This window comes from [Collinsella] massiliensis, assembly GCF_002161605.1.
Taxonomy (GTDB): domain Bacteria; phylum Actinomycetota; class Coriobacteriia; order Coriobacteriales; family Coriobacteriaceae; genus Enorma.
The window spans coordinates 40,608-59,563 of sequence record NZ_NFIE01000017.1; the positions used below are offsets into that span (position 1 = coordinate 40,608).

At 64.4% G+C, this 18,956-nt stretch carries 24 protein-coding genes; 5 read left to right on the forward strand and 19 right to left on the reverse strand.

Annotation, left to right across the window (positions count from 1 at the left end; translation table 11 throughout):
* Positions 1–40: 40 nt before the first annotated feature.
* Positions 41–1,264: an MFS transporter gene (locus B5G02_RS07725; protein WP_275080508.1), complete on the reverse strand. Its 1,224-nt coding sequence runs from the start codon at positions 1,262–1,264 to the stop codon at positions 41–43.
* Positions 1,265–1,398: 134 nt separating this feature from the next.
* Positions 1,399–2,610 (reverse strand): MalY/PatB family protein, encoded by a 1,212-nt coding sequence (locus tag B5G02_RS07730; protein ID WP_026089045.1) that lies wholly within the window; start codon positions 2,608–2,610, stop codon positions 1,399–1,401.
* 244 nt (positions 2,611–2,854) lie between these two features.
* Here B5G02_RS07730 and B5G02_RS07735 point away from each other — a divergent pair, with 244 nt between their 5' ends.
* The 3 genes from B5G02_RS07735 (at position 2,855) to B5G02_RS07745 (ending at position 6,687) form a co-directional block, all read left to right on the forward strand.
* Complete coding sequence (locus tag B5G02_RS07735; protein ID WP_019239640.1) at positions 2,855–3,361, forward strand: L-2-amino-thiazoline-4-carboxylic acid hydrolase; 507 nt, start codon at positions 2,855–2,857, stop codon at positions 3,359–3,361.
* 118 nt (positions 3,362–3,479) lie between these two features.
* A complete protein-coding gene (locus tag B5G02_RS07740; protein ID WP_094335813.1) occupies positions 3,480–5,972 on the forward strand; it encodes a U32 family peptidase in 2,493 nt (830 codons plus the stop codon).
* Position 5,973: 1 nt separating this feature from the next.
* Positions 5,974–6,687, forward strand: a complete 714-nt coding sequence (locus B5G02_RS07745) for an RluA family pseudouridine synthase (RefSeq protein WP_241146200.1) — start codon at positions 5,974–5,976, stop codon at positions 6,685–6,687.
* A gap of 190 nt (positions 6,688–6,877) precedes the next feature.
* On the opposite strand, the gene B5G02_RS07750 is transcribed toward B5G02_RS07745, so the two are convergent.
* From B5G02_RS07750 to B5G02_RS07770, 5 genes are all read right to left on the reverse strand, one after another.
* Positions 6,878–7,255: a RidA family protein gene (locus tag B5G02_RS07750; RefSeq protein ID WP_094335814.1), complete on the reverse strand. Its 378-nt coding sequence runs from the start codon at positions 7,253–7,255 to the stop codon at positions 6,878–6,880.
* A 79-nt stretch (positions 7,256–7,334) separates the two neighbouring features.
* On the reverse strand, positions 7,335–7,850 hold the full coding sequence (locus B5G02_RS07755; RefSeq protein WP_094335815.1) for a PTS sugar transporter subunit IIA: 516 nt from the start codon (positions 7,848–7,850) through the stop codon (positions 7,335–7,337).
* 63 nt (positions 7,851–7,913) lie between these two features.
* Positions 7,914–8,657 (reverse strand): DeoR/GlpR family DNA-binding transcription regulator, encoded by a 744-nt coding sequence (locus B5G02_RS07760; RefSeq protein WP_094335816.1) that lies wholly within the window; start codon positions 8,655–8,657, stop codon positions 7,914–7,916.
* A 227-nt stretch (positions 8,658–8,884) separates the two neighbouring features.
* Positions 8,885–10,264, reverse strand: coding sequence for a PTS transporter subunit EIIC (locus B5G02_RS07765; RefSeq protein WP_094335817.1), 1,380 nt, complete (start codon positions 10,262–10,264; stop codon positions 8,885–8,887).
* Positions 10,265–10,456: 192 nt separating this feature from the next.
* Positions 10,457–11,395 (reverse strand): sugar phosphate isomerase/epimerase family protein, encoded by a 939-nt coding sequence (locus tag B5G02_RS07770; RefSeq protein WP_094335818.1) that lies wholly within the window; start codon positions 11,393–11,395, stop codon positions 10,457–10,459.
* A 310-nt stretch (positions 11,396–11,705) separates the two neighbouring features.
* Between B5G02_RS07770 and rpe the strand changes: the two genes are divergently transcribed.
* Both rpe and rpiB read left to right on the forward strand, forming a co-directional pair.
* Positions 11,706–12,353, forward strand: a complete 648-nt coding sequence (rpe, locus tag B5G02_RS07775) for a ribulose-phosphate 3-epimerase (RefSeq protein ID WP_019239649.1) — start codon at positions 11,706–11,708, stop codon at positions 12,351–12,353.
* Between the two features lie 60 nt (positions 12,354–12,413).
* On the forward strand, positions 12,414–12,875 hold the full coding sequence (gene rpiB / locus B5G02_RS07780) for a ribose 5-phosphate isomerase B (RefSeq protein WP_019239650.1): 462 nt from the start codon (positions 12,414–12,416) through the stop codon (positions 12,873–12,875).
* 125 nt (positions 12,876–13,000) lie between these two features.
* On the opposite strand, the gene rplX is transcribed toward rpiB, so the two are convergent.
* From rplX to rplC, 12 genes are all read right to left on the reverse strand, one after another.
* The gene (rplX, locus tag B5G02_RS07785) at positions 13,001–13,327 is read right to left on the reverse strand and encodes a 50S ribosomal protein L24 (RefSeq protein ID WP_019239651.1); all 327 of its coding nucleotides are present in this window, start codon (positions 13,325–13,327) and stop codon (positions 13,001–13,003) included.
* An 18-nt stretch (positions 13,328–13,345) separates the two neighbouring features.
* Entirely contained in the window at positions 13,346–13,714 is a 369-nt protein-coding gene (rplN, locus tag B5G02_RS07790; RefSeq protein WP_019239652.1) for a 50S ribosomal protein L14, read from the reverse strand.
* 102 nt (positions 13,715–13,816) lie between these two features.
* Positions 13,817–14,080 (reverse strand): 30S ribosomal protein S17, encoded by a 264-nt coding sequence (gene rpsQ / locus B5G02_RS07795; RefSeq protein WP_019239653.1) that lies wholly within the window; start codon positions 14,078–14,080, stop codon positions 13,817–13,819.
* Between the two features lie 16 nt (positions 14,081–14,096).
* Positions 14,097–14,312 carry a 50S ribosomal protein L29 gene (gene rpmC, locus B5G02_RS07800; RefSeq protein ID WP_019239654.1) on the reverse strand — a complete coding sequence of 72 codons (216 nt, stop codon included), beginning with the start codon at positions 14,310–14,312 and terminating at the stop codon, positions 14,097–14,099.
* A complete protein-coding gene (gene rplP / locus B5G02_RS07805; RefSeq protein ID WP_019239655.1) occupies positions 14,313–14,741 on the reverse strand; it encodes a 50S ribosomal protein L16 in 429 nt (142 codons plus the stop codon).
* Positions 14,741–15,451: a 30S ribosomal protein S3 gene (gene rpsC, locus B5G02_RS07810; protein ID WP_019239656.1), complete on the reverse strand. Its 711-nt coding sequence runs from the start codon at positions 15,449–15,451 to the stop codon at positions 14,741–14,743. Before rpsC ends, rplP begins: the two co-directional genes overlap by 1 nt.
* 6 nt (positions 15,452–15,457) lie before the next feature.
* Positions 15,458–15,829, reverse strand: a complete 372-nt coding sequence (rplV, locus tag B5G02_RS07815; RefSeq protein ID WP_019239657.1) for a 50S ribosomal protein L22 — start codon at positions 15,827–15,829, stop codon at positions 15,458–15,460.
* A 14-nt stretch (positions 15,830–15,843) separates the two neighbouring features.
* A complete protein-coding gene (rpsS, locus tag B5G02_RS07820) occupies positions 15,844–16,104 on the reverse strand; it encodes a 30S ribosomal protein S19 (RefSeq protein WP_019247133.1) in 261 nt (86 codons plus the stop codon).
* A 29-nt stretch (positions 16,105–16,133) separates the two neighbouring features.
* The gene (rplB, locus tag B5G02_RS07825) at positions 16,134–16,964 is read right to left on the reverse strand and encodes a 50S ribosomal protein L2 (RefSeq protein ID WP_019239659.1); all 831 of its coding nucleotides are present in this window, start codon (positions 16,962–16,964) and stop codon (positions 16,134–16,136) included.
* 154 nt (positions 16,965–17,118) lie between these two features.
* Positions 17,119–17,406, reverse strand: coding sequence for a 50S ribosomal protein L23 (gene rplW / locus B5G02_RS07830; RefSeq protein ID WP_019239660.1), 288 nt, complete (start codon positions 17,404–17,406; stop codon positions 17,119–17,121).
* Complete coding sequence (rplD, locus tag B5G02_RS07835; RefSeq protein WP_019239661.1) at positions 17,407–18,033, reverse strand: 50S ribosomal protein L4; 627 nt, start codon at positions 18,031–18,033, stop codon at positions 17,407–17,409.
* 45 nt (positions 18,034–18,078) lie between these two features.
* Positions 18,079–18,699 carry a 50S ribosomal protein L3 gene (gene rplC / locus B5G02_RS07840; RefSeq protein WP_019239662.1) on the reverse strand — a complete coding sequence of 207 codons (621 nt, stop codon included), beginning with the start codon at positions 18,697–18,699 and terminating at the stop codon, positions 18,079–18,081.
* Positions 18,700–18,956 lie beyond the last annotated feature (257 nt).

The following is an 18,956-nucleotide window of genomic DNA, read 5'->3' on the forward strand; positions in this document are numbered from 1 at the left end:
GCTGCAAGCGCGCCGTCTGCTATGCGGGACTGCCCGCGAATTATGCTGCCTCCACCGCGTTCGCCGTGGGCAGAGCTGCCCGACGCTCGATGCCGCTGAACAGCACGACCGCGATGATGCACGCTGCGAATACGATGCCGATCAGGTAGACGTTCGAGGACATCAGACCCGGCATCATGCCCGTGATGGCACTGAAGATCGGCGCTCCCACGATATAGCCGCCGGCACCGAAGACCTGAAAGAGACTGAAGACCGTGGGAATCTGACTGGGGCGCACGCTCTCTGCGACCAGCACGCCGATGCGCGTCGTCGCGATGCCATATGTCATGCCGCACAGGAAGGCGCCGATGAACAGGACGATGGCGGTAGGCGCGATGAAGATGAGCACGTAGCCGATGAGATCGAGCGTATAGGCCACAATGAGCGTCCGCTGCTTGGCCATCTTGAACACGAAGGGCGCAAGGATGCCGGAGACGATGAGGCCAGCCTGATAGGCGGAGATGGTCATGCCCGCTGCAACCGAACCACCCAGGTTGTTCGCCTCAGCGTGTATGGAGATGTAGTTGTAGATGCCGCACTCGAGGAACGTGGTCGCCGTAATGAGAAGCAGGAACATGATGGTCGTCCACGACGTGAGCTTCCTGCCGTGCTCCTGCACGCTGGCAGGCGCGCCCGCCGCCTTCTCCGCCTTCTCCTCTTCCTTATGGAACGGCGGCTCGCTCGGAAGCAGGATGACCGCCGCAAGAAGCGCAACTGCGAAGACGAGATAGAGACCGAAGCAGTAGTACCAGGTAATTGCCGTCAATACGCCTGCCCCTGCAGAAAGGGCGACATTCGACAATCCCTGCGCACTCGTGCGCCATGCCATGACCTCGCCGCGCTGATCGCCGTCAAAGTGCAGGCTGATATAGGACTGTGAGGTCGCGCCCATGATGCCCATGCCGACGTTGCAGGTCATGAGCGCCACGTACACCACAGTGAAGCTGTTGTTGATGAACAACGGGGCGGCGCCCACAAGGGCGAGGGCAGCCGCGAGGATGATGACGACCCGCTGAGCAACGAAGCGCTGCAGCAAGCCCGCCACCAGGGCGCCCACCAAGTTTGCGATGGCAGCCAGGCTCAACATGCTCGAGAGCACGTCGGGCGCGACGTTGAACGTGGACTGGACGCTCGCGACCGCCGGAGAGTAAATCACCGTCGCCCCCGACAGGCACGTCGCTATGATGGTGCCTACTATAAGTTTCCAATTTCTCCCTGAAGCCATGAAAATTCTCCCTTCGCGTACCAAGGAATAGCCTCCCTAGAGAGAATTTATCAAAACTGGTGAGAATTTCTAATAATTTTTTATTATTTATCGCGAACGGCAGATTTACCAGGATGAGCGGAACCGCACGCGGCCTATGCGTTGAACACGTACTTGTCCAGGCGATCGAACGCCTCCTGCACGCGCGAGAACGGCACGGCGAGGTTCATGCGAATCGCGTTGGGGCCGTGGAACGGGCGGCCGTCCTGCCAGCCCACGCCCACGTTCCAGCCAGCCTTCTGCAGCCAGGCGATGTCGCGACCGTGTTCCTCGAGCCATTCGGTGCAGTCGAGGAAGAGCATGTAGGTGCCCTCGGGCTTGGAGAGCGTGACGCCCTTGAAGTGCTCGGTGATGTAGTCGTACGCGTAGTCGACGTTCTTGCCCAGCACCTCGCAGAGCTCGTCCACCCACTCGTAGCCCTCGGGCTTGTAGGCGCCGATGAGCGCGTGCATGGAGAGCACGTTCATGTCGTTGTAATGCGCCTTCGAGGCCGTCGCGGTCTCGCGGTCGCGCAGGTACTTGTTGTAGATGATGTGGTAGCTGCCCACGAGGCCGGCGAGGTTGAACGTCTTCGACGGCGCGTAGAGCGCCACAGTGCGGTTGCGGGCGTCCTCGGAGACGGACTGCGTGGGGATGTGCTTGTGTCCGGGCATGATGATGTCAGACCAGATCTCGTCGGACACGACGACGCAGTCGTACTTCTTGTAGAGCTCCATCGCCTGCTCGATCTCCTCGCGCTCCCACACGCGGCCGGTGGGGTTGTGCGGCGAGCAGAACACCGCGGCATGGATGTTGTTCTCGGCGAGCTTCTTCTCCATGTCCTCGAAGTCCATGCGCCACGTGCCGTTCTCGTCGAGCACGAGCGGCGAGTGCACGATCTTGAAGCCCGCGTTCTCGATGCAGCCCGTGAAGCCGATGTACGTGGGGCTGTGGAGCAGCACGGCGTCGCCCGGCTGCATGAACGACTTGAGCGTGGAGACCACGCCGCCGAGCACGCCGTTCTCGTAACCGATGCACTCCTTGGTGAGCCCCTCGACGCCGTTGCGCGTCTCGTGCCACTTGATGATCTCGTCGAAGTACTCATCGCGCGGTGCGAAATAGCCAAAATGCGGCTGCTTCGCGCGTTCGATGATGGCCTCCTGGATGGTGGGCACCACGGGGAAGTTCATGTCGGCGACCCACATGGGAATGAAGTCGAACCCCTCCTGCGGGGGCTCCGGCGTCATGCCGGGCCTCTGACCGAGCCCGTCGACGGCAAGGGAATCCTGCCCATGGCGGTTCAGAATCGACGTGAAATCGTACTTCATGATCATTCCCTTCCCATTTCGGCTTTCATCCGACGCTCGGGTTGACCCCGGTCGTCGCGCCCTCCGCGCGCAAAGCACTTTGAAGTGTACGCCGGAACGGAGGGAAACTAGCCGAAGAAGTTGGTCATGCGCTCGCGGCGGCGCGCGCGACATTCGCCGCCGCGTACGGCAAGCGGCAGGAATCCTATCGGTTGGTGTAGATTGTTGCTACCGAAGCCCACCGGAAGCAGCGAAGGAGTGCACCATGTCCAAGGACGCGAATCCCACCCGGCCTAGCCCCGAGGATGTCCCGCTCATCGTCCGCCGCGAGATCGAGGCACGCGCCATCGCCCCGATCTATGAGGCGTTCGTCCGTGAGCTCGGCCGCGAGCGCGCCGACGCCATCGTCGAGGAGGCCGTGGCGGAGCTGGGGACAGCCGCGGGCGAGGCACTCGCCGCCGAGGTTCCCGAGGGGACGTCCCCGCTCGCGTACTACCACGACGTCGCGATCCCCCGCTTCTCGGCGGGAGACGCCATGGAGTGGGGCCGCATCGAGCTCGACGAGGAGGCGGGGACGCTCGCGATGGACGCCGTCCGCTGCGAGTTCGCCGAGATGTACCGGCGCCTGGGCCTCGAGCACCTGGGCACCCTGCTCTCCTGCCGTCGCGACCCCTACCTGTTCCGCGGCCTCTGCCCGTGCCTTGAGCTCACCCGAACCGAAACGCTTATGGAGGGCGGCGCGCGTTGCGATTTTCGCATTCAAAGTGTGTGACAATGGGTTGTTCCACCCCAAGCGCGTGAACTGCGGGCCATAGCGCCGCTCGATGAGCCGTCGCGCACGCACCGCGGCGCGCCTTGGGTCACGTCGTATGCCGAAAGGAACCCCGAGCATGCCCACCCGCTCCCCCGAGCTCCTCGCGCCCGCAGGCGGCTCGGCGCCCTTCGCCGCCGCGCTCGCCGCCGGAGCCGATGCCATCTACCTCGGCATGGGCGCGTTCAACGCGCGCCGCAAGGCGCAGAACTTCACCGACGACGCCTTCGCCGAGGCGTGCCGAACCGCGCACCTCGCGGGCGCGCGCGTGTACGTGACCATCAACATCGTCATCAAGGATCGCGAGATGACAGACGCCCTCGAGCTCGTGCGCCATTGCTCGCAGCTCGGGGCGGACGCCTTCATCATCCAGGACTGGGGCCTCTTCGCCGAGGTGCGCCGGCTCATGCCGGGCATCGAGACGCATATCTCAACCCAAGCGAACATCCACGACGCGCGCGGAACGGCCTGGTGCGAGGCCGCGGGCGCCGACCGCGTGACGCTCTCGCGCGAGCTCTCCATCGACGAGATCGCGCAGATCCACGCCGCGTGCCCGGGCATCGACCTCGAGGTCTTCGCCCACGGCTCCATCTGCTTCAGCTACTCGGGCATCTGCCTGCTCTCGAGCTTCTGCCAGGCGGGGCGCTCGGCGAACCGCGGCATGTGTGCGCAGCCCTGCCGCCTCCCCTACGGGCTCTTGGACGAGAACGGGCGCGTGATCTCCGCCCCCGGGCGCGGGCGACCGCTCTGCCCGCGCGACACGAACACCACCGAGCTGCTCCCGCGGCTCGTCGATGCGGGCGCCGCAGCCCTCAAGCTCGAGGGGCGCATGAAGGCGGCCGACTACGTCTTCGCGGTGACGGACGCCTACCGCCGCGAGCTCGACGACGTGCTCGCCGGGCGCGCGGTGGGCGCCGAGGAGCGCGCCGCGCGGCAGCGGCAGCTCAAGCGCTGCTTCAACCGCGATTTCACCCATGCCTACCAGGACGGGCGCTCGGACGACGACATGATGAGCTACGAGCGGTCGAACAACCGCGGCGAGGTCGTGGGGCGCGTGACGGCCTTCACCGCGCGCGAGCCGCTCACGAAGGGCGAGCGCATGCGTGCCCAGATCAAGGGGCCGGCCGGCACCGCCCACCTCGCCCTCGATGCGCCCGTGGGCACCGGCGATTTGCTCGAGCTGCGCGACGATGCGCACCCGGACACGTTCCTCACCACGCTCGCCCGCCGCGACGCGCGTACAGGCGAGCTCCTCGAGGTCGAGGTGCCGCGGCCGGTTGAGGTGGGCTGGCGCGTGCGCGTCATCCGCAGCCAGGAGGCGATCGATCGCGCCGACGCCGTGCTCAAGCGCGCCGTCCCGCGCAAGCGCATGGTGGACGTGCGCGTGCGGGCGCGCCTGGGCGAGCCGTTCCGCGTCGAGCTCGCCTGCTGCGACGACCCCTCGCTTGCCGCTGCCGCCGAGGGCTTCACCGTGGAGCCAGCGCGGACGCGCGCGGTGAGCCGCGACGATCTGGCCGAGCACGTGGGCCGCATGGGTTCGACGCCGTTCGAGATGGCGTCGTGCGCGGTCGAGCTCGACGAGGGGTGCGGCATGGGCTTCTCCGCCGTGCATGCCGTGCGCGCCGAGGCATGCGCCGCGCTTGAGGGGGCCATCTTGCGGCCGTATGAGCAGCGGGCGAAGGAGCTGGAGAGGCTCGACCTGGCGACGGGCGTGGGTGCTCCCACGGAGCTCGCCGCCACGGGCGCGGCGGCGGAGCGCCCGACCATCCTCTGCGCCATCGCGACCACCCGCGCGGGCGCCCAGGCCGCACGCGAGGCCGGCGCGGAACGCGTCTACATAGCCGTGGACGACCTCCTGGCGGAGGGGCTCGCTCCCGAAGATGCCGCCGAGCTGGGCATCATCCCCATCCTCGACGAGGTGTGCCGCGAGCGCGACCACGAGCGCCTCGACCCCTGGGTCGCACCGGAGGCACCCGTCGCCGTGGGCACCATCTCCGAACTCGCCCTCGCCGCCCAGCGCGGCGCTGCGGCCGAGCTCCGCTCCTGCATTCCCACGCACAACGCCGCCTGCCTCGCGTTCCTCGCTCAGGCGGGCGCGCAGGTCGCCTGGCTCTCGCCCGAGCTCTCGCTTGCCGAGATCGAGCGCCTCGCGCCCAAGACGGACATCCCGCTCGGCGTCATGGTGTTCGGCAAGCCGCGCGTCATGACGAGTGAGCACTGCATCCTGCAGGTCGCCGACGCCTGCATCCACGATTGCGCACGCTGCGCCCTGCGCCGCCGCAACCTCGTGCTGCACAACATCGACGACAAGCTGCTCCCCGTGCGCACCGACCTCCACGGCCGCTCGCACCTCTACGATGCGTACGCGCTCGATTACACCCCGCAGCTGCCGCAGCTCATCGCTGCCGGCGTGTCGCGCTTCCTGGTCGACGGCACCCTGCTTTCCACCGATGAGCTCGCCGCCCAGGTGGCTCGCGCACGCCGTTCCCTCGACGCCGCGCTCGCCGGGCGCCGACCGCCCGCGCGGCAGAAGGGCGCGAGCTCGGGCTGCCTCTTCGCCGAGGTCGAGTAAGGTGGCACGCGCGGAATCCACAGGCGAGCCCACGGGCTCTGACGCCGTGCTCTACGTGTCCGAGATGCTGCTCGCGGTCGACAAGCCCGCGGGCATCATCGTGCACGGAGACGGCACCGGGGCCCCAACGCTCACCGGGCTCATGGCCGAGCGCATCCGCGGCGGGAGCGTCCCCGGCGTCTCCCTCGCCCAGGCAGACGAGCTCCAGGCACTCCAACGGCTCGACCGCGATACGAGCGGCATCGTGCTCTTCTCCCTCTGCAAGCGCACGCAGGGCGCCTACGACCGGCTCATTGCCGAGCGCTCCATCTCCAAGCGTTACCTCGCCATCGCGTGCGGGAAGATCTCCTGGGACGAGCGATCGCTCACCTGGCCGATCGGCCGCGACCGCCACGATGCGCGACGCATGCGCGTGAGCAAGACCGGCAAGGCGGCGCACACGCATGCAGCCGTGCTCGACCGGCGGCGCGTCGATGGCCGCTGGCTCACGCTGCTCGACGTGCAGCTCCACACCGGGCGCAAGCACCAGATCCGCGTGCACCTCGCGCACGCCGGCTTCCCCCTGCTGGGTGACGCGCTCTACGGCGCGCCCGATTCGCGCGGCCTCATGCTGCACGCGCACGAGCTCGCATTCACCGACCCCGTCTCCGGCGAGCCGGTGCGCATCGTCGCCCCCGTACCCGCCCGCATGCTCGCGCTCTTCCCACACATGTAAAATTACCCCAGCGACTTTTTTACATTGCCTGACGTGTAAAAATACCCCAGCGACTTTTTTACATTGTGCAACGAAAACGCCCCAATCGGATGGGGGCGACGTGGGATGTAAAAAAGTCGCTGGGGTATTTTTACACGAGGGCAGCGGGCAATGTAAAAAAGTCGCTGGGGTATTTTTACATGCAGCCTGGCTAGAGCACTGCGATGGCCTCGATCTCCACGAGCGCGCCCTTGGGGATCGCTGCCACCTGGAAGGCGCTCCGCGCGGGATACGGCGCGGCGAGGAAGCTGCCGTACACCTCGTTCACCGCGGCGAAATCGTCGATGTCGGCAAGCAGCACCGTCATCTTCACCACGTCGTCGAAACTCGCGCCCGCCTCCTCGAGCACCGCCGCGATGTTCTGCATGGCCTGGCGCGCCTGCGCCTCCACGCCCTCGGCGAGCTCGCCCGTCGCAGGGTCGATGCCGAGCTGTCCCGAAAGGTACAACGTGTCCCCCGCGCGCACCGCCGAGGAATACGGCCCCAACGCCGCCGGCGCCTTCGCCGCGATGATCGCCTGCTTGCTCATACCGCTCCCCTTTCCCACGTGATAAAAAGGTGTCTGACACCATTTTATCATCAGCTACCTGAGGAACCCTCGTTCGCCGCTACTTGGACACGGAGATGAGCGGCGCGCCCGCCTCGACCAGATCTTCGGCAGCGGGGATGGGCGACACGTCCGAAAACTCGGCGGTGTTCGAGACGGCGACCACCACGCAATCCGGATGCCCGGCCGCCGCGATGGCGTCGCGATCGAACGAGAGCAGGGCGTCGCCCGCCTTCACCTTCGCACCCTCCGCCACGTAGCCGGTGAATCCCTTGCCTTCCATGTCGACGGTGTCAACGCCAACGTGCACGAGCACCTCGACCCCAGCGTCCGACGTCAGACCCACGGCATGGCCCATAACCACCGAAACGGTCCCCGCGCACGGCGCATACACCACGGTGGATTCCGGCCAGATGGCGCACCCCTTGCCGAGCACCTCGGTGCTGAACACGGGATCCGGGATGTCGGCCATGGCGATCACGCGGCCGGATACGGGAGCCTTGAGCACGACCGGCCACGTCTCGCCCGCGGCCTGCTTCGAGGCCTCTTTCTTCTTGAACACATCAAACAAACCCATACGGCACTCCTTTGAACGGTTCTGGCGAACGGACGGGCTGTGCGATGCCTGCGATCCCGCCGCCTAGTTATCGGGGGTTAGAATCTCGACGTATCTCCCAAGCTGGTCGTCCCCGGTTTCCGAGATGATCGAAAGCCCGTCAAGACCGAAGACCCGGACATTCGAGACGCGATGGAACTTGCTGCTGTCGCACAGGATGTACGTGCGGTTCGAATTCTCCTTGACCAGCTGCTTCTTGATCGCCTCGTCATGGCTCGGATTCGTGACGCCGCGGTCGATGCTCACCGCGTTGACACCCAGGAACGCCTCGTCGAAGTACAGGTCCTTCAGGATGCCCTCGGTGATAGGGCCGGTCATGGACAGCGTCCGCGGGTTGTACGCGCCGCCGATGATGATGACCTGCGCCCGCATGTCGCCCGTGATGTAGCACGCGCTGCCGTTCGCCGTGTAGATCGTGACGTCGCGGTCGATGAGGTGGCGCAGGAGCGCCGTGCAGCTCGTTCCCGAGTCGAGGTACACGGTGTCGCCGTCGGAGACCTCTTCGAGCGCGCGCTGCGCCATGCGCTCCTTCTCGGCCGCATGGAGCGCGCCGGTGACCATGACGCCCAGCTCGTGCGAGACCGCGTTCAGGCGCACCGCACCGCCGGCCAGCATCTCGACGCGCCCCTGCTTCTCGAGCTCCTTGAGGTCGCGCCGAAGCGTCGATACCGAGGTATCGGGAAGCAGCTCCTGAAGGTCCTCGATCTTCAACAGATCCGACTCGCTGAGATGCTGCAGCACCAGCTGCTGGCGTTCGTAGGGAATCATCGTGCCTCCTTGTGGAATCCTCGCCCTATTGTAGCGTCATCGTCCCACGAGCGGCTCGACGGGCAACCAGTGCCGACCCCCTCGACGCGCAAGCCGCCTACGCCCGCGGCCGCCGGCATGCAACCCTTCCAGGCATGCCGGCGGCCGCTCGCATTTCGCTTTCCCAGCTTATATCCGTCTCACCGCGCGAATCCACGCCGCGCGCGCAAGCCGGTTAGCGCGCATGCTTACGCGAGCTGGTCATCGCGACCGGTGAAGATGAAGCCGAGCACCGCGCCGACCACCGTCGAGATGAGCATGGCGATCATCGCGTAAACGAAGTTCATCGCATCCGGGCTCACGAAGGCCGGGAACGTCGTCACCGAACCGAACACGAACGCCGTGCAGACCACGTGGGTGAGTCCGCAGAACGCGCCGCCCGCAGCGCCCGCGATGATCTGAGCGCCCCAGAGCTTCTTGTTCTTGACGAGCATGCCGAAGAGCGTCGGCTCGATGATGGCCGAAAGCGCGATGGTGACCACGCCGGATGCCGCGAAGCTCTTGAGCTTCTGGTTACGCGCCTTCAGGAACACGCCGAGGGCGACGCCGATCACGCCGAAGTTGCACGCGAAGGTGAACGGGCAGATGTAGTCGAAGGTGTTCTGGGCGATGTTGTTGATCATGATGGGGTTCACGGCCCAGTGGATGCCCATGGAGACGAGCACCGACCAGCCGCCGCCCACGAGGATGCCCGCGAGCACGGAGCTCCTGTCGATGACCCAGTTGACCACGAACGCGACGCCCTCGCCGGCATACACGCCGATGGGGCCGATAATCATCATGGTAAGCGGCACCATGATGATGAGCGAGACGGCGGGAAGCACCACGAGCTTGAGCGTCTCGGGGATCTTATCGTCCAGGAACTTGTAGAGGAACGAGTACGCCCACACGGCAAGGATCGCCGGGACGACCGTGGAGTTGTAGTTCATGAGCACGACGGGGATCCCGAAGAAATCGGTGGTCGCACCGTTGCCGATCTCGCCCATGAGGTTGATGAAATCCGGGTAGAGCAGGCACGCGCCGATAAGCGCCGAAAGGTACGGGCTCGCCCCGAAGCGCTTGCCCGCCGAGAACGCCAGAAGCACCGGCAGGAAGTAGAACACGCTCATCGAGAGGGTGTACCAGATCACATAGGTACCCGAACCCTCGGTGATCACGCCGAGCTGCGTGAGCAGGATCAGGATGCCGCGCAGGATACCGGAGCCCGCCATGGCAGGAAGCAGCGGCGCGAAGATGCCCGAGACGGCACCGAAGATCTTGCTGATCACGCCCTCGTCGCTCGATCCCGAGGTCGTGGAGACCTGGGTGTTCGTCCCCTTGACGAGCGGCTCGAACTTCTCGTAGAGCTTCGGCACCTCGGTGCCGATGAGGATCTGATACTGGCCGGCGGAATTGACGGTGTTGATGACGCCATCGACCTCTTTGACCGTCGCGTCATCGTACTTCGAATCGTCCTTCAGGTTGAGACGCAGGCGCGTCGCGCAGTGCGTCAGACCCGAGATGTTCTCGGGCCCACCCACGGCATCGAGAATGCCGCGAGCCGTAGCATCCCAATCGCGTTTTGCCATAAGGGCTCCCTTCCCTTCTTTATCGCGACCGGACGGCTCCCTGCGCCCGGCCCCCTCTTTTCCATCCGCAGGGGCATGTGGGTTCGCCCCGACGGATGCGCCACGGTACCGGCTCGGGAATGAGAGCCGGTTCCGATTGTGACTGAACTGGTGAACTGATGCCGGGGGCGATACGCGCCCCGGGTGGCGTGGTTACTCCGTGCAGGCGCACAGGAGGCGTCGCATGAGCTTGGCCGCCTCGATCCCGCTGTTCGCGTCGATGACGCGCTGCACCTCATCGAGCCCCACCGCATCGAGCGCGCGGTCGAGCATGCCGATCATCGCGATGTTCTGGGCGCACTCCTCCTCGGCATCCTCGATGGTGGGGAACGTGTCGAAGTAGATCGCGCTGTCGTAGCTGTGCTTCTTGAGGTAGTAGATGAATTCGAGCGTCTTCATGGGCGATGCCGTCCCGATCATGAGGCCGTCGTCCATGACGCCGTAGCCGTCGTTGAGGTGCACGCCGAAGAGCTTGCCGCGGCCGCCGAAGATGTCGCATGCCATGGCGGGGTTCTCGTGCTTCATGAGCATGTGGCAGTAGTCGAGGGTGACGCCCAGGTTGGGGCGGTCGACCTCGGCGAGCATCATGCCTGCGATGCCCATGCTGTCGATGAACGCGTAGGAGCGCTCCTCATACGGCTTGTACTCGATGCTGATCTTGAGGTCGGGCGCATAGTCGCACACGGTGCGATATGCGTTGACGAGCTGGTTCCACACGCGGGTGTAGTCGATCTGGAAGCTGTAGTCGAACCCGTCGAACCCCAGCCAGATGGTGACGGTATCGCCGCCCACGGCACGGCAGTAGTCGCACGCCTCGCGGCAGAGCCGCAGTGCCTTGCCCGCGATGCTCGGATCCGCGTTCCCCAGCTCACCGTTGATGAAATCGCCGCGAAAGCGCAAGGCCACCCCGTTGAGCTTGAGGCCATGCGATTCGAGCAGCTGCTTCATTTGCTCCGCCGGGGTCTCACCCACATGCTCCGGATAGTTCAGATCGACATGGGTAAGCCCGACCTCCTCGAATTGCGCGAACACGCGATCGAGGTTTTTGTCTCCCGAGCGGAAATACGAGTTGATTCGCGTGGCCAGTTTCAATTCGAGCCCTCCTCATGTTCAGGCGCTCTGCACGCGACCGCGATTACCGCGTTCATCACGCCGGCTTTCGGCACTCATTGTATTCCAAGTTTTTTCAAAATTTGCCACAGTTTTTTAAGATTTGTCATAAAATTTTGAGGTAAGGGATGACATGCTCCCATGACTACCCTTATTTACCTGCTGTTTTATTGGATGCTTGATTATTGGAGGATTTGAATTTATTTGAAATAATCTAGTTTTCTATGAAGCCATGTACCGTTCAGCGACGATTTTCTACCGTTCACCCGAACATAGAGAAAGGAAGCGTGCCATGTTACTCTGCCCGAGCATGATGTGCGCCGATTACGGGAACCTGCGCTCCGAGGTTCAGGAGCTCGACGCGGCCGGCGCCGATATGTTCCACTGCGACGTGATGGATGGGTCGTTCGTGCCCAATATCGCCATGGGCCTCATGGACATCAAGGCGGTGCGCAGCGCCACGGAGAAGCCTATCGACTGCCACCTCATGATCGAGCACCCCGCGCGCTCGATAAACCTGTTCCTCGATGCGGGCGTCGACCTCATCTACATCCATCCCGAATCTGAGCGCTACTGCGTGAAGACCCTCGCCGCCATCCGCGACGGCGGGGCGAAGGCCGGCATCGCCATCAATCCCGATACCTCAATCCCCTCTATCGAGGAGCTGCTCAACGTCGTGGATTACGTCATGGTCATGACCGTGAGCCCGGGCTTCGCCGGCCAGGCGTTCATCGAGTTCACGAAGGATAAGATCGCCCGCCTCGCCGAGCTCAAGCACCGCTACGGCTTCACGCTCACCGTGGACGGGGCGTGCAGCCCGGAGCGCATCGCCGAGCTCTCCGGCCTGGGAGCCGATGGCTTCATCCTGGGCACGAGCGCGCTCTTCGGGAAAGGCGATTACGCGCAGAGCATCAAGGCCCTTCGGGCGCTTCATGCATAGGCGAGCTGCCTTCCAGCAGCCCGCAGGTTAGGTAGGGTACCTACAGTGAAAGGAACCACCATGAAAATCGGTATCGGCAACGACCATGTGGCCGTCGAGCTCAAGAACATCATTAAGGAGCACCTGGAGCAGCAGGGGCACGAGGTGGTCGACTTCGGCACCAACAGCACCGAGCGCTTCGATTACCCCATCTCCGGCTATGCGGTGGGCAAGGCCGTCGCATCGGGCGACGTGGACCTCGGCGTGCTCATCTGCGGCACAGGCGTGGGCATCAGCCTCGCTGCCAACAAGGTGCACGGCATTCGGGCCTGCGTGTGCTCGGAGCCCTATTCGGCCAAGCTGAGCCGCGAGCACAACAACACGAACATCATCGCCTTCGGCGCGCGCGTCGTCGGCCCCGAGCTTGCCAAGATGATCGTCGATGAGTGGCTCGGCGCCGAGTTCCAGGGCGGCCGCCACCAACGTCGCATCGACATGATCGCAGAGATCGAGGAGACTCAGAACCTTTCGACCGATCGCTAACCCGGCGCGCATCTCCCAACCGTTTTCTTCCCCACGCTCGGCTACGCGATCAAACGCAAAAGACCCCGGAAGGCATCCGATATCGGAGCTTTCCGGGGTCTTTCAATGCGTGGTGAGCGCGTCGTTTAGAACTCGGCGCCGCACTTCTTGCAGACGCGGATCGAGGTCTTGTGACCGTCGAGCTCGCCCTGCTTATGGCCGACGCGGGTCGCCGCGCCGCACTTGGGGCACACGAGCATCGCGTTGGAGGCGTCGATCTTGGCCTCCTGCGGCACGATGCCGCCCTGCTGGTTCTGCTGGTTGGGCTTGACGGCCTTCTTCACGATGGCCACGCCCTCGACCTTGATCTTGCCCTCGGCGGGGTACGCGCGCAGAACGGTGCCCTGCTTGCCGCGATCCTTGCCGGAGAGAATCTTGACGGTGTCGCCCGTCTTGATCTGCATCTTAGGCATATGCGTTCTCTCCTCTCTTTACAGGGTCTCGGGAGCAAGCGAGACGATCTTCATGTACTTCTTGTCACGCAGCTCGCGCGCCACGGGCCCGAAGATACGGGTGCCCACGGGCGAACCGTCGTTGTTGATGACGACGCAGGCGTTGTCGTCGAAGCGGATGTAGGAGCCGTCCTTGCGGCGGACCTCCTTCACCGTGCGCACGACGACGCACTTCACAACGTCCTTCTTCTTGACGTTGGCGCCGGGCGTGGCCTCCTGCACGGCAGCCACGATAACGTCGCCGATTCCTGCATAGCGGCGCTTGGAGCCACCGAGCACCTTGATGCAGCGAACCTTGCGCGCACCGGAGTTATCGGCGACGTTGAGCATGGTTTGCATTTGAATCATGGTAGTTCCTCCGAACCTAGGCCGACGAGAGGTGCGCTGCGCATGCCGCGGGGTGACTCCCCGTCACGCAGCGCACATCGCCGGGTGAACAATCAATGCAGCCTACTTGGCGCGCTCGATGATCTCAACGAGACGCCAGCGCTTCATCTTGGACAGAGGACGGGTCTCCATGACGCGAACTGTATCGCCCACGCCGGCGGTGCACTCCTCATCATGTGCATGAAGCTTCTTGGTGCTGGTCATCATCTTGCCGTACTTGGGGTGACGCTTGCGCTCCAGGGTCTGGACAACGATGGTCTTGTTGCCCGAGATGGAGACGACCGTGCCGGTACGGACCTTGCGCGTGTTACGCGTAGTATCGCTCATCTTATCTCCTCAAGCTCTACTCTGCCGCAGCGGACTTCTCGGCCGCGATCTCGCGGGCGCGCTGCTCGGTGAGAATGCGCGCGATGTCCTTCTTCACGGTCTTGACGCGAGCGGTGTTGTCGAGCTGGCTCGTGGCCATCTGGAAACGAAGGTTGAAGAGCTCGGCTCGACCTTCCTTCAGCTTTTCGACGAGCTGCTCGTCGGAAAGCGCACGAATCTCTGCGGGCTTCATTTACTTATCCTCCCCGTCTTGCTCCGCGCGGGACACGATCTTGGTCTTGATGGGGAGCTTGTGCTGCGCCAGGCGGAGCGCCTCGCGCGCGATCTCCTCGGACACGCCCGAGATCTCGAACATGATGCGACCGGGCTTCACGACGGCCACCCACTCCTCGGGGTTGCCCTTACCGGAACCCATGCGGGTCTCGGCGGGCTTCTTGGTGATGGGCTTGTCGGGGAAGATCGTGATGAACACGCGGCCGCCACGACGCATGTAACGGGTCATGGCAACACGAGCGGCCTCGATCTGGCGGTTGGTGATCCAATGGGCCTCGAGGGCCTTGATGCCGTAGTCACCGAAATGCAGCTCGGTATTACCCTTGGCATGGCCCTTCATGGAGCCACGCTGCACCTTGCGGTGAAGGACACGCTTAGGGGCAAGCACTACTGACCCCTCCTCTCGGAGTTACGACGGCGCGGACGCGAGGAGCCCTCGAGCGCCGGGTTCGGAACGGGCTGGCCGGGAAGCTTCTCGCCCAGGTAGATCCAGACCTTGACGCCGCAGGAACCCATCGTGGTGTGCGCGGTGGCCTGGCCATAGTCGATCTTGGCACGCAGGGTGTGCAGCGGCACGCGACCCTCGCGGTACCACTCGCGGCGACCCATCTCGGCGCCGCCGAGGCGGCCGGAGCACTGGATACGAATGCCCTTGGCGCCAGCCTTGCGGGCGGACTGGACGGCCTTGCGCATGGCGCGACGGAAGGCCACGCGGCCCTCGAGCTGCTCGGCGATGGACTGGGCGACGAGCACGGCGTCGAGCTCGGGACGCTTGATCTCGATGACGTCGACGGAGAGCTGGCCCTTGGAGACGCCAGCGACCTTCTCGAGCTCGGTGCGGATCTGGTCGATCTCCGCGCCCTTCTTGCCGATCACGATGCCGGGGCGGGCGGTGTAGATGATGACCTTCACCTTATCGCCGGCGCGCTCGATCTCCACGCGGGAGACGGCGGCACGACGGAGGCGCTTGGCCAGGTACTTGCGGAGCTCAAGGTCGTTACCGAGGGTCTTGGCGTAGTCCTTGTCGGCGTACCAACGGGAGCGCCAGTTCTCGGTGATGCCGAGACGGAAACCGGTGGGGTAGACTTTCTGACCCATAGTGCGTTAAGCCTCCTTTCGCGGAGCGACGACGATGGTGATGTGGCTCGTGCGCTTGAGGATGCGCGAGGCGGAACCCTTGGCGCGCGGGCGGATGCGCTTGAGCGTGGGGCCCTCGTCCACGTAGGCGGCGGCGACCACGAGGTCATCGGCGCGCATGCCGTTGTTGTTCACGGCGTTGGCCACAGCGGAGCGGAGGCACTTCTCCACGTCCACGGCGACGGCGCGCTCGCAGAAATGCAGGATGTCGAAAGCCTGCTCGACAGACTTGCGACGGATGAGATCGACCACGAGGCGAGCCTTGGAAGGCGAGACGCGCACGTACTTCGCGACGGCGCGCACCTCGCGGGTCTCGGTATCGGTAGCTTTAGTTGCCATGTACGTGAAACCCCCTACTTGGCCTTGTGACCGCGGAACGTGCGGGTGGGCGCGAACTCGCCCAGCTTATGGCCGACCATGGACTCGGTGATGTACACGGGCACGTGCTTGCGCCCGTCGTGGACGGCGATGGTGTGGCCCACCATCTCGGGGAAGATCGTGGACGCGCGCGACCACGTCTTCACGACGTCCTTCGTGCCGGCCTCGTTCATCGCGATGATACGCGAGAGCAGGCGAGCTTCCACGAACGGCCCCTTTTTGAGACTTCTGCTCATTGGTTCTTACTCCTTCTCGGTATCTCGGACTACTTGCGGCGGCGACGGATGATGAGGCTGTTCGAAGCCTTCTTCTTCTTGCGCGTGCGATAGCCCTTGGTCGGCTTGCCCCACGGGGTCATGGACGGGCGGCCAGAGGTGTGGTTCTTGCCCTCGCCACCGCCGTGCGGGTGGTCGACCGGGTTCATGACGGTACCGCGGACGGTCGGGCGCACGTTCATGTAGCGCTTGCGGCCGGCCTTACCGATCACGATGTTGGAGTGCTCGGCGTTGCCGACCTCGCCCACTGTGGCGCGGCAGGTGATGAGCACGCGGCGCATCTCCGAGGAGGGCATGCGCAGGATGGCGTACTTGCCCTCCTTGCCCATGAGCTGGCAGGAGTTGCCGGCGGAACGGGCGATCGCGGCGCCCTTGCCGGGCTGGAACTCGACCGCGTGGATGAGGGTACCCACGGGGATGTCCGCGAGGGGCAGGGCGTTACCGGGCTTGATGTCGGCATCGGAGCCGGACACCACGGTGTCGCCGACCTTGAGGCCCTTGGGGGCGAGGATGTAGCGCTTCTCGCCGTCCACGTAGTGGAGCAGGGCGATGCGGGCGGAGCGGTTGGGGTCGTACTCGATGGTCGCGACCTTGGCCGGCACGCCGTCCTTGTTGCGCTTGAAGTCGATGCGACGGTAACGGCGCTTCACGCCGCCGCCCTGGTGACGGGTCGTGATGCGACCCTGGTTGTTACGACCGGCCTTCTTGGGCAGCGGCTCGAGAAGCGACTTCTCGGGCTTCGTGCAGGTGATCTCGGCGAAGTCCGAGACCGTCTGCCAACGGCGACCCGCGCTGGTCGGCTTGAGGTGTTTGACAGCCATTACAATCCCTTTCGTCTCTTTCCGTTGGCCGGCGCATCAGGGATAGGGAGCGTTCGCCCCCGGGTGCGTCGACACCGGATTACCACGGTACCGGGCGGCTCCATCTTCGAGCCCCCGATACGATGCCCGCCGGAGCGGGCGTACGGAGCCAGGTTTAGGCCTGGTTGCCGTAGATCTCGATCGAGTCGCCGTCGGCGAGCGTGACGATGGCCTTCTTCCACTGGCGGGTCTTGCCGGCCACATAGCGCACGCGCTTCGTCTTGGGCTTCACGTTGATGGTGTTCACCGAGGTGACCTTGACGTTGAAGAGCTCCTCGATGGCATCCTTGATCTGGTACTTGTTCGCGTCGCGAGCGACCTCGAACGTGTACTTGTTCTCCGACATCATGTCGAAGGAACGCTCGGACACGATCGGGCGGATGATGATCTCGTGGGCGGTCATTTATGCAAGCACCTCCCCGAAGTGAACGGCAACATCGGCGGGCATCAGCAGAGCGCCGTTGTTGACGAGGTCGTAGGTGTTGGCCTCATCGGGCGTGATGATGAACGTCTTGGGGATGTTGCGGAACGAGAGGAACGCGTTGATGTCGTCCTCGCGAACGATGATGGTGAGGCGCTTGCCGTAGATGCCGAGGGCCTTGAGCATGGCCACGGCGGCCTTGGTGGACGGCTTCTCGAAGCCGTAGTCGTCCACGAGCACGAGCTCACCGTCGCGCAGCTTCGCGGAGAGCGCGGAGCGCATGGCGAGCTTGACCTCTTTGTTGTTCATGCGCTTGGTGTAGAGGCGCGGCTTGGGGCCGTGGATGACGCCACCGTGACGCCACTGGCCGGCGCGGATGGAGCCCTGGCGGGCACGGCCGGTGCCCTTCTGACGCCACGGCTTGGCGCCGCCGCCGGACACCTCGCTGCGGCCCTTGGTGGACTGGGTGCCGCTGCGCCAGCAGGCCTGCTGGCACTTCACGATGTGGTGCATGACGTGGATGTTCGGCTCGATGCCGTACACCTCGGCAGCGAGGTCGGCCTCAGAGACCTTCTGACCCTCGCTGTTCTTGACTTCAAATTTCGACATGTGCGTGTTCTCCTTGGTATGACGTGGGCTTTAGCGTATCGAGCATTACGCCATACGGATGGCGACCAGGCCGTTCTTGGCACCGGGGACGGCGCCCTTCACGAGGATGAGGTTCTGGTCGGCATCGACGCGGACAACGGTCAGGTTCTTCACGGTCACGCGCTCATTGCCCATGTGACCGGCCATCTTGACGCCCTTGAGGACGCGCGCGGGGTAGGCGCACTGGCCGATGGAACCCGGGTGACGCTTGAAGTGGGAGCCGTGGGTCATGGGACCGCGACGCTGACCCCAGCGCTTGATGCGACCCTGGAAGCCCTTGCCCTTGGAGGTGCCGATGACATCGACCTTGGCGACGTCGGCGAAATCGGCAACGGTCACGACCTCGCCGACCTTGTGGTCCTCGCCGTTCTCGACGCGAACCTCGCGGAGGTACCGCACGGGCTCGACGCCGGCCTTGGCGAAGTGACCAGCCATGGGCTTGTTGACGTTCTTGACCTTGATGTCTCCGAAGCCGATCTGCACGGCGTCGTAGCCATCGGTCGCCTTGGTTTTAACCTGCGAGACGGCGCAGGGGCCAGCCTGGATGACCGTGACGGGAACGACGTTATCCTCGTCGTCCCACACCTGGGTCATGCCGATCTTACGGCCGAGAATCATGCTGATCATTCAATGATCCTAACCCTCGGTGGTCATGGGACCCGCGAGCACCCCTTGCGCTCGCCCCCAGCGGACCACTACTGACATGCGTGCCGCCGGTTCGAGTTCTCCCCCGCGCGTTGCCTTGCAACCCATCGGCGCAGCTTCGAGGCAGAATCCTCCCCATAAAGGCACAGCTTCAGTAGTATACACGGGCGCGGGCGTATCCATAAGGCTCCACAAAGTCTTCGCATTGGGAGGCTGAGCTGGGGGTTGGGGGCGTGGGG

Coding starts and splice junctions, on each gene's coding strand:
- B5G02_RS07725 (WP_275080508.1), bottom strand. CDS start 1,264: ATGGCTTCAGGGAGAAATTGGAAACTTATAGTAGGCACCATCATAGCG.
- B5G02_RS07740 (WP_094335813.1), top strand. CDS start 3,480: ATGCCCACCCGCTCCCCCGAGCTCCTCGCGCCCGCAGGCGGCTCGGCG.
- B5G02_RS07730 (WP_026089045.1), bottom strand. CDS start 2,610: ATGAAGTACGATTTCACGTCGATTCTGAACCGCCATGGGCAGGATTCC.
- rplC (WP_019239662.1), bottom strand. CDS start 18,699: ATGATCAGCATGATTCTCGGCCGTAAGATCGGCATGACCCAGGTGTGG.
- rplN (WP_019239652.1), bottom strand. CDS start 13,714: ATGATTCAAATGCAAACCATGCTCAACGTCGCCGATAACTCCGGTGCG.
- rplV (WP_019239657.1), bottom strand. CDS start 15,829: ATGGCAACTAAAGCTACCGATACCGAGACCCGCGAGGTGCGCGCCGTC.
- rpmC (WP_019239654.1), bottom strand. CDS start 14,312: ATGAAGCCCGCAGAGATTCGTGCGCTTTCCGACGAGCAGCTCGTCGAA.
- B5G02_RS07765 (WP_094335817.1), bottom strand. CDS start 10,264: ATGGCAAAACGCGATTGGGATGCTACGGCTCGCGGCATTCTCGATGCC.
- B5G02_RS07760 (WP_094335816.1), bottom strand. CDS start 8,657: ATGATTCCCTACGAACGCCAGCAGCTGGTGCTGCAGCATCTCAGCGAG.
- rplB (WP_019239659.1), bottom strand. CDS start 16,964: ATGGCTGTCAAACACCTCAAGCCGACCAGCGCGGGTCGCCGTTGGCAG.
- rpsS (WP_019247133.1), bottom strand. CDS start 16,104: ATGAGCAGAAGTCTCAAAAAGGGGCCGTTCGTGGAAGCTCGCCTGCTC.
- rpsC (WP_019239656.1), bottom strand. CDS start 15,451: ATGGGTCAGAAAGTCTACCCCACCGGTTTCCGTCTCGGCATCACCGAG.
- rplX (WP_019239651.1), bottom strand. CDS start 13,327: ATGCCTAAGATGCAGATCAAGACGGGCGACACCGTCAAGATTCTCTCC.
- rplD (WP_019239661.1), bottom strand. CDS start 18,033: ATGTCGAAATTTGAAGTCAAGAACAGCGAGGGTCAGAAGGTCTCTGAG.
- B5G02_RS07735 (WP_019239640.1), top strand. CDS start 2,855: ATGTCCAAGGACGCGAATCCCACCCGGCCTAGCCCCGAGGATGTCCCG.
- B5G02_RS07755 (WP_094335815.1), bottom strand. CDS start 7,850: ATGGGTTTGTTTGATGTGTTCAAGAAGAAAGAGGCCTCGAAGCAGGCC.
- rplW (WP_019239660.1), bottom strand. CDS start 17,406: ATGACCGCCCACGAGATCATCATCCGCCCGATCGTGTCCGAGCGTTCC.
- rpsQ (WP_019239653.1), bottom strand. CDS start 14,080: ATGAGCGATACTACGCGTAACACGCGCAAGGTCCGTACCGGCACGGTC.
- B5G02_RS07750 (WP_094335814.1), bottom strand. CDS start 7,255: ATGAGCAAGCAGGCGATCATCGCGGCGAAGGCGCCGGCGGCGTTGGGG.
- rpe (WP_019239649.1), top strand. CDS start 11,706: ATGTTACTCTGCCCGAGCATGATGTGCGCCGATTACGGGAACCTGCGC.
- rpiB (WP_019239650.1), top strand. CDS start 12,414: ATGAAAATCGGTATCGGCAACGACCATGTGGCCGTCGAGCTCAAGAAC.